Below are 8,288 nucleotides of genomic sequence, written 5' to 3'. Positions count from 1 at the left end.
GGCCCCCCGCCAGTGGCTCGCGCAGAACCCCCTGTTCCTGGATCGCACCCTGATGGACGACGCCGAGGGCCTGGAGTTCTGAGCCCTCGCGCTCTGGCCGCGCGGTTCTGCGCGTCCGGTTCCGCGTAGCCGACTCTGACCACCGCATACGAAGCGGGGGGCCGTCCTCCCCCTTCCGGGAGGCGGCCCCGCCGTGTCGGTGCGGCCTCAGGGCGCGTAGTAGCCGCCCTGGGCCCCTCCGATGCTTCCCTGGTTGATCTGGCCCGGCTTCTCGCGCTTGGGCAGCACGTAGGCGGCCAGGAGGCCGCCGAGGAAGCCGAACAGGTGTGCCTGCCAGGAGACACCGGGGTGCTGGGGCAGGACCCCCCAGATCATCGTTCCGTAGAAGATGACCACGCAGATCATGATGACGATGTCGACGGTCTTGCGTTCGATGATGCCGCGCAGCACCGTGTACCCGAAGTAGCCGAAGACCAGTCCGCTGGCGCCCACCGTGACGACGCCGTTGGCGGTGAACAGCCACACGCCGATACCGCTGACCACGGCCACGATCAGCGTGGTGAGCAGGAACCGGCCCAGGCCGCTGAAGGCGACGAGTGAGCCCAGCACCAGGAAGGGCAGCGAGTTACCGATCAGGTGGGCGAAGTTGCCGTGCATGAACGGTGCGGTCAGCACGGTCCAGGGTGCGTCGGTGTTACCGGCCTGGATGCCGAACTGCCGGTCGAGTTGGCCCCCGAGAGGGGTGTCGAGGATCTCGAAGACCCACATGGCCGCGAGCATCCCCGCTACGGTCAGGATGGCGGTGATTCTGGACTGCTTCACCCCATCGAGCCTAGATGAATCAGCCTTGTGGTGGTATGTCCACGGGGCGCGTGTGGGCGAAATGATCTGTTGTGTTCACAGATGAGTGCCGTGTCGGCGGTGAGCGGTCGGCCCGGACAGGCGCCGCGCGCACGGCTTGCAGGAGGTCCGCGCGGGCTTCAGGCGGTCAGGGAGCGCTTGCGGGGCGGGATTCCGGCCACGGCCATGAAGGACTCCACCTTGGCGGGGTTGGTCATCCCGGTCAGCGGCAGGTAGGTGCGCGAGGTCCGGCGGCTCTTCAGCGACGGGAAGCGCTTGGGGCGCCCGGTGTGGTCGCACAGGCCCAGGGAGCGGATGCGCCCGGGCAGTACGTAGTAGGAGCCGATCTCGTTGAAGGGGACCCGCACGACGTAGCTCCCGCGTTCGTAGCGGAACTCGTCCTCGGAGACCTCCAAAATCGGCGCTTTGATCCGGTGGCCGTCGAAGGCCGCGGTGGCGCCGCCGAGGATGAGGATGACGCCCAGAATGATGCTCGCCCAGTGGCCGGAGCCGCTGACCGCGACCACGGCGCCCAGCGCCACCAGAGCGTAACCGCCCCATAGCTCCACGTACTTGCGGCCTGCAGGGCAGACCAGGCGGACCGATTCGGACACGGTGGATGCCTCTCTCGCTGGGCGGGGCGCTGAGGGTGACGGGAGTCGTCACTGGGAACCCTATCCGCTTCGTGGGAGCAGGATTCGCGGTTTCGGTCGGCCCGTGCGTGGGGTTCGGGACGCGCGCACGGATGTTTTTCGTCCCCTGGTGCTTTTAAAGAAGTGGCCATGGGGTCATCCCATGAATTTTTTCTACGAAGTGTAGTCCGTCTTTGGGTGGGCGAGGGGTGTACTGGGAGTGGATATTGGTCGTTGTGAGGTGTTTGTGGTCATATGTCCGCTTCTCTCTCAGTGGTCGCGCGCGTCGAAATTGTAGTTAAACGTCGTTTACATTTCTCCCTTTGGTGGTGGGGGGCCTCGATCGGCCCGCAATGCTTTTCCTGGGTGTCCGTATCTGGTTAGCCTGGCCTCCCCGCTTGGTGTTCGCTTGACCTGGGGTGATGTGGGGGCATCCTGCGTGTTTCCGGTGTGTTGGGGATTCGTGTCGGGTGTGACCGGGCATGAGCGCGAACCGGTTGCGGATGTGTCACGAATCCGGCATTGGGGCTATACAGACATTTCGCTCAATGGTCTTCTAATTGACTAATCGCCTAGTTTCGGCGGGGTGTGCCCGACCGGCATCGACCCCGTAGCCAGTTCGCATGAGTGATCAAGGGTGTGACTATGTTCAAGCGTCGAAAGACGTTGGCACTCGCTGCCGCGGCGACGTCAGCGGTGATGGTGGCCAGTGGCTGTTCCGGTGACGGCGGAGGTGACGGCGGGAACGGTGGTTCCAAGGAGGTCACCTGGGTGATCAACAGCCTGCCCGGTGCCTGGCAGGCCACCAGCCTCTCGGGCGGCAGCGTCTACGTCATCCAGATGCTCTCCGGTGTCCTGCCCTACACCGGCCAGTGGCAGCCGGACGCGACGTACGAGTACGACCTGAACGTCCTGGCCGAAGAGCCCGAGCTGATCAACGACGACCCCGACGAGGGCCCCTTCGAGTGGAAGATCACCCTCGCCGATGACGCCGTCTGGAGCGACGGCGAGCCGATGACCGGTGAGGACCTCCGCGTCTCCTGGATGCTTGGCACCTCGCCCGACGAGGGCTACTGCGGCGGCTGCGACCCCCGCGCCTCCACCAGCTTCGACAAGGTCGACAACGTCGAGGCCGACGGTAAGACCGCCACCTTCCAGCTGAAGGAAGGGCTGGCCGACCCGGAGTGGATGAGCCTGTTCGACGCCCACAGCCAGTCCGGCGGCTTCCTGCCCGCGCACCTGGCCGAGGAGAACGGCTGGGACGTCGACGACGCGGACGACCTGGGCGAGTACTACACCTGGCTGCACGACGAGCGCCCCGAGTGGTCCGGCGGCCCGTACATGATTGTGGACGGCGACCTGGAGAACGAGGTCGTCAAGGAGCCGAACCCCAACTGGTTCGGTGACGAGCCCAAGCTCGACCGCATCACGATGATGTACAACACCGACGAGGGCACCTTCGCCAACGCGTTCGTCAACGGTGAGATCGACGGGGCCAACCCTGCCCAGTACAGCGAGGACGTCATCCTCGAGATCCAGGACCTGCCCAACGCGGAGGTCACCGTCGAGGAAGGTGCCGTCTGGGAGCACATCGACCTCAACCTGCGCAACGAGCAGCTCCAGGACGTCGAGCTGCGCCGCGCCATCTTCACCGCGATCGACCGCGACGACATCGCGAACCGGAACTTCGGTGGGGGCTACCCGGAGTACGAGCTGAAGAACAACCACGTCTTCGGTAACGACAGCGAGTACTACGTCGACCACTTCGAGGGCGAGAGCCAGGGCACCGGTGACATCGAGGAGGCCCAGAGCATCCTCGAGGACGCGGGCTACGAACTCGACGATGACACCCTCACCCTGGACGGGGACGAGATCGGCCCGTTCCGCCTGCGCAGCACCGACACGGTTGTCCGCAACACCTCGGTCCAGCTGATCCAGGCCCAGCTCGCCGAGATCGGCATCACCGCCAACATCGAGATGACCGACGACCTCGGCGGCATGCTCGATGCGGCCGAGTACGACATCGTCCAGTTCGGCTGGTCGGGTTCCCCGTACTTCACCGGCAACGCGGACCAGTTCTGGCACTCCGGCAGCGGCAGCAACTTCGGCGGCTACTCCAACGACGAGGTCGACGAACTGGCCGAACAGGCGATCAACGCCTCCGACCTGGACACCGCGGCCGAGGCCTCCAACCAGGCGATGGAGATCGTGGTCCCTGAGGCCTACGTCCTGCCGATCATGGCGGAGCCCAACTACTTCTTCGTGAACGCCGACCGCCTCGTGAACGTTCACGACAACCTGCAGTCCAGCTACCGCGCCACCTACAACATCGGTGAGTGGGACCTCGCCGACTAGCTGTGACTAGTCCGGTGAGTACCGCAGGCCCGGCCCCGGGGCACACCCCCGGGGCCGGGCCGGTCCTCGTCCACCCCTGAAGGATCACTCCCATGCTCGTTTACACGATGCGACGACTCCTGGGCGCGATACCCGTCCTGCTGCTCGCATCCGTCCTCACGTTCGTGATGATCGACGTCACCGGTGATCCGCTGGCCGACATCCGGATGGCCCAGCCGCCGCCCACCGAGGCCGTTCTCCAGCAGGCTGAAGAGCGCCTCTACCTGGACCGCTCCATGCCGGAGCGGTACTGGCTGTGGATGACCGGGATCGGCGGCAACGGCGACATCGGTCTGCTCCAGGGCGAGTTCGGCCCCTCCACCCAGGGGCCCAACTACGACATCGGCGCGAACATCGCCGAGCGCCTGTGGACCACCCTGCGCCTGGTCGGCGCGGCCATGGTCTTCGCCCTCGGCCTCGCCATCATCACCGGTGTGATCAGCGCGCTGCGCCAGTACTCCAAGCTCGACTACACGCTCACCTTCATCGGCTTCCTGGCCCTGGCGATGCCCACCTTCTGGTTCGCCGGCATCATGCAGGCCGCGGGTGTGAAGTTCAACCTGATGGTGGGCGAACAGGTCTTCGCCACCATCGGTGACGGGCGGTTCAGAGCCCAGGGCGAACCGTTGTGGGACCAGTTCCTCAACGCCTTCGCCCACATGGCCCTGCCGACGATCGTGCTGATGCTGATCAGCTTCGCCTCATGGAGCCGCTACCAGCGCACCTCCATGCTCGAAGTCATGAACAGCGACTACGTGCGGCTGGCTCGGGCCAAGGGCCTGCGCAACCACACGGTCATCCGCCGCCACGCCCTGCGCACCGCGCTGATCCCGCTGACCACCGTGGTCGCCCTCGGCGTCGCGGGCGTCATCGACGGGGCCATCCTCACCGAGGTGGTCTTCCAGTGGCGCGGTCTCGGTGACTTCTTCATCACCGCGGTGGACAACAACGACTCCTTCGCACTGATGGGTTGGCTGCTGCTCAGCGGCACGCTGGTCATCCTGGCCAACCTGATCGCCGACCTGCTGTACGCCGTGCTGGACCCGAGGATTCGCTATGAGTGAGAACGGCATGTTCACAAGCGCGCGCCGTGACCCGGCGAAGAAGGCGAAGAGCAGCGCCGACCGCACCCAGCTCCAGACCGTCCTGCTCCGGTTCAGCCGACACCGCCCGGCGATGATCAGCCTGTTCATCCTGGTCCTGATCGTCCTGTTCGCGTTCGTCGGCCCCTTCCTCTGGATGTGGGACCACACGGTCTACCGGGAGATCCCCAGCAACGAGTCGCCGTCCTGGACCCACCCCCTGGGCACCTCGGCCGCCGGACACGACGTCCTCGGCCAGCTCATGCGCGGGGCCCAGCAGACGCTGAAGGTCGCCTTCACCGTCTCGCTGGTCTCCACGGCCGTCGGCTCCCTGTGGGGCGCCACCGCCGGCTACTACGGCGGCCGGGTCGACGCGTTCATGATGCGGATCGTCGACATCTTCCTGATCGTTCCGCTGCTCGTCGCCGCCGCGGCGATCGCGGGCAACAGCGGCGCCGGTACGAACTGGGCCGCGATCGCGGTGATCATCGCGATCTTCTCGTGGGCGTCCATCGCCCGCGTGGTGCGCGGTGTGGTGCTGTCCCTGCGCGAACAGGAGTTCGTGGAGGCCGCCCGCGCCTCGGGCGCCTCGGCACCGTGGATCATCCTGCGGCACCTGCTGCCCAACGCGGCCGGTCCGATCATCGTCGCCGCCACCCTGCTGGTCGCGGTGGCCATTCTTGCCGAGGCGGGCATGTCGTTCCTGGGGCTGGGCATCCAGCTGCCGGACATCTCGCTCGGCCAGATGATCGGCAGCGCCCGTACGGCGGTGTCCACGCGTCCGTGGCTGTTCTACCCTCCGGGTGTGCTGCTGGTGCTGATCTGTCTGACGATCAACTTCATCGGTGACGGTCTCCGGGACGCTCTCGACCCACGACAGAGCAAGGTGCGGCGATGACGACTGAGTACACGAATGAAGGAAACACCGTCGTGGCGGACACCGACGACGTGGTGCTCGAGGTCACCGACCTGAGCGTCACCTTCCCCTCCGAGGACGGGCCGCTGCCCGCGGTCCGGGAGGTCTCCTACCGGCTTCGCCGCGGCGAAGCCCTGGGCATCGTGGGCGAGTCGGGCTCCGGTAAGTCCGTGACCTCCATGGCGATCATGGGCCTGCTGCCCAGGAACGCGAAGGTGGAGGGCTCGGTCCGGGTACTGGGCCAGGAGATCCTCGGGCTCAACGACAAGCAGATCAGCGCGGTCCGGGGGCAGAAGATCGCGATGATCTTCCAGGACCCGCTGACCTCGCTCAACCCCGTCTACACGATCGGCTACCAGATCGCCGAGGCGGTGCACGCCCACAAGAAGGTGAGCAAGAAGGCCGCCCTGGACCGGGCGTTGGAGCTGCTGGAGATCGTGGGCATCCCGTCCCCGGAGCAGCGGCTCAAGCAGTACCCGCACGAGCTGTCCGGCGGTATGCGCCAGCGCGTGGTGATCGCGATCGCGATGGCCAACGACCCGGACGTGATCATCGCGGACGAGCCCACCACGGCGCTCGACGTGACCGTCCAGGCACAGGTGCTGGACGCCCTGCAGCGGGCCCGTCGGGAGACCGGGGCCGCCCTGGTGCTGATCACCCACGACCTCGGCGTCGTCGCCGGTCAGGTCGACCGGGTGGGCGTGATGTACGCGGGCCGCATCGTGGAGAAGGGCACGGTGGAGGAGGTCTTCTACCGGCCCCGCATGCCCTACGCACTGGGGCTGCTCGGTTCGCTGCCGCGCCTGGACGGTGACCGCAACGACCGGCTCACCCCCATCCTCGGCACCCCGCCCTCACTGCGGGACCTTCCGCAGGGCTGCGGGTTCGCCCCGCGCTGCCCGATGGCCCGGGACCTGTGCCACCAGGAGGAGCCGCGGCTGCTCATCATCGAGGACAGCGGCGAGAGCGGCGGGGACGGGCAGAGCGTTGCGGTGCCGGTCGAGTCCACGGACGACCCCACCGCGCACAGCGCTGCCTGCCACTTCAGCGAGGAGCTGGTGGGGGCCGAAGCGACCGACCTGTTCAAGGCCACCGCGGTGGACACCGAGGGCGTGGGGTCCGTCGCCGAGATGGAGGCGGCCGAGTCGCTGGGGGCCGAGGCCCGTGAGGAGTACCTGGAGGAGCTGGGCGCCGAGCCGGACCGCGAGGTTTCCCGCACGGCCGAGCCCGAGGTCCTGCTCAGCGCCACCGACCTGGTCAAGCACTTCCCGATCCGCTCCAAGGGGCTGCTGCGCCGCAAGGTCGGCGCCGTGCAGGCGGTCTCCGGGATCTCGTTGGACCTGCGTGAACGGGAGACGCTCGCGCTGGTGGGGGAATCCGGCTGCGGCAAGTCCACCACGGCGCGGCTGCTGCTGAACCTGATCAAGCTCACCTCGGGCGAGATCTCGTACATGGGTCAGCCGCTGCACGGCCTGTCCGACCGCAAGATGCGGCCGCTGCGCAAGGACCTCCAACTGGTCTTCCAGGACCCGTTCGCCTCCCTGGACCCGCGGATGACGGTCGCGGACATCATCGCCGAACCGATGCGCATCCACGGGAGCGGGCATCGGGACGCGAGGAAGCGCGTGGCGGAGCTCCTGGAACTGGTGGGGCTCAACCCCGAGCACGGTTCCCGGTACCCGCACGAGTTCTCCGGCGGTCAGCGACAGCGCATCGGCGTGGCCCGCGCGCTGTCGCTCAACCCGAGGGTGCTGGTCCTGGACGAGCCGGTCTCGGCCCTGGACGTGTCCATCCAGGCGGGTGTGATCAACCTGCTGGAGGACCTCCAGGACGAGCTGGGGCTGTCCTACCTGTTCGTCTCGCACGACCTGTCGGTGGTCAAGCACATCGCGGACCGCGTGGCCGTGATGTACCTCGGCAAGATGGTGGAGACGGCCACGACGGACCAGCTGTTCACCGCGCCGGCGCACCCGTACACGCAGGCGCTGATCTCGGCGATCCCGCTGCCGGACCCGATCAAGGAGCGGACCCGGGAGCGGATCACCGTCACCGGTGACATCCCCAGCCCGGCCAACCCGCCCTCGGGCTGCCGGTTCCGGACCCGTTGCCCGAAGTTCGCCAACGAGCTCTCGGACGCCGAGCGCACCAAGTGCGTGGAGGAGCCGCCGGAGCTGATGGACCGGGGGACCGGGCACCGGGACGCGTGCCACTACTCGCAGGTGATCGAACTGATCTGACCGCTGAGCCGGTGTTGAGCCGGTGCCGGGTCAACGGCCGGAGCGGCCGCCGGGGCGGGTCGGGGATTCTTCCCCGGCCCGCCCCTTTCGTGTGTGCGCACTCGTGCGCCCTTTTTGTCAGCGAACCACCGGACACGCTCTGGCGTCAACGGGGAACCGTCGGTTAGATTCGCGTGGCATGCTCCAG

Annotated in this window: 6 protein-coding genes; 4 read left to right on the top strand and 2 right to left on the bottom strand. The window is 67.1% G+C overall.

Annotated features, from left to right (window positions below):
- Positions 1–207 precede the first annotated feature (207 nt).
- Together D457_RS0102690 and D457_RS0102685 are read right to left on the bottom strand one after the other, a co-directional pair.
- Complete coding sequence (locus tag D457_RS0102690; RefSeq protein ID WP_017579098.1) at positions 208–822, bottom strand: rhomboid family intramembrane serine protease; 615 nt, start codon at positions 820–822, stop codon at positions 208–210.
- Between the two features lie 158 nt (positions 823–980).
- Positions 981–1,454, bottom strand: coding sequence for a hypothetical protein (locus D457_RS0102685; protein ID WP_017579097.1), 474 nt, complete (start codon positions 1,452–1,454; stop codon positions 981–983).
- Positions 1,455–2,117: 663 nt separating this feature from the next.
- Here D457_RS0102685 and D457_RS0102680 point away from each other — a divergent pair.
- From D457_RS0102680 to D457_RS0102665, 4 genes are all read left to right on the top strand, one after another.
- Positions 2,118–3,827 (top strand): ABC transporter family substrate-binding protein, encoded by a 1,710-nt coding sequence (locus tag D457_RS0102680; RefSeq protein WP_026116260.1) that lies wholly within the window; start codon positions 2,118–2,120, stop codon positions 3,825–3,827.
- Positions 3,828–3,919: 92 nt separating this feature from the next.
- The gene (locus tag D457_RS0102675; protein WP_017579095.1) at positions 3,920–4,930 is read left to right on the top strand and encodes an ABC transporter permease; all 1,011 of its coding nucleotides are present in this window, start codon (positions 3,920–3,922) and stop codon (positions 4,928–4,930) included.
- Positions 4,923–5,846 carry an ABC transporter permease gene (locus tag D457_RS0102670; RefSeq protein WP_017579094.1) on the top strand — a complete coding sequence of 308 codons (924 nt, stop codon included), beginning with the start codon at positions 4,923–4,925 and terminating at the stop codon, positions 5,844–5,846. The genes D457_RS0102675 and D457_RS0102670 overlap by 8 nt, the downstream gene beginning before the upstream one ends.
- Positions 5,843–8,101 carry an ABC transporter ATP-binding protein gene (locus D457_RS0102665; protein WP_026116259.1) on the top strand — a complete coding sequence of 753 codons (2,259 nt, stop codon included), beginning with the start codon at positions 5,843–5,845 and terminating at the stop codon, positions 8,099–8,101. Before D457_RS0102670 ends, D457_RS0102665 begins: the two co-directional genes overlap by 4 nt.
- The last annotated feature ends 187 nt before the right edge of the window (positions 8,102–8,288 follow it).

Origin of the sequence: Nocardiopsis valliformis DSM 45023 (genome assembly GCF_000340985.1) — a bacterium.
Taxonomy (GTDB): domain Bacteria; phylum Actinomycetota; class Actinomycetes; order Streptosporangiales; family Streptosporangiaceae; genus Nocardiopsis; species Nocardiopsis exhalans.
Note: the sequence above shows the minus strand (reverse complement) of the source record. Positions and strands in the feature narration are given on the sequence as shown.

What these genes read in the sequence shown, in the direction of transcription:
- D457_RS0102680 (WP_026116260.1), top strand. Translation starts at nt 2,118, where the DNA reads ATGTTCAAGCGTCGAAAGACGTTGGCACTCGCTGCCGCGGCGACGTCA.
- D457_RS0102675 (WP_017579095.1), top strand. Translation starts at nt 3,920, where the DNA reads ATGCTCGTTTACACGATGCGACGACTCCTGGGCGCGATACCCGTCCTG.
- D457_RS0102670 (WP_017579094.1), top strand. Translation starts at nt 4,923, where the DNA reads ATGAGTGAGAACGGCATGTTCACAAGCGCGCGCCGTGACCCGGCGAAG.
- D457_RS0102665 (WP_026116259.1), top strand. Translation starts at nt 5,843, where the DNA reads ATGACGACTGAGTACACGAATGAAGGAAACACCGTCGTGGCGGACACC.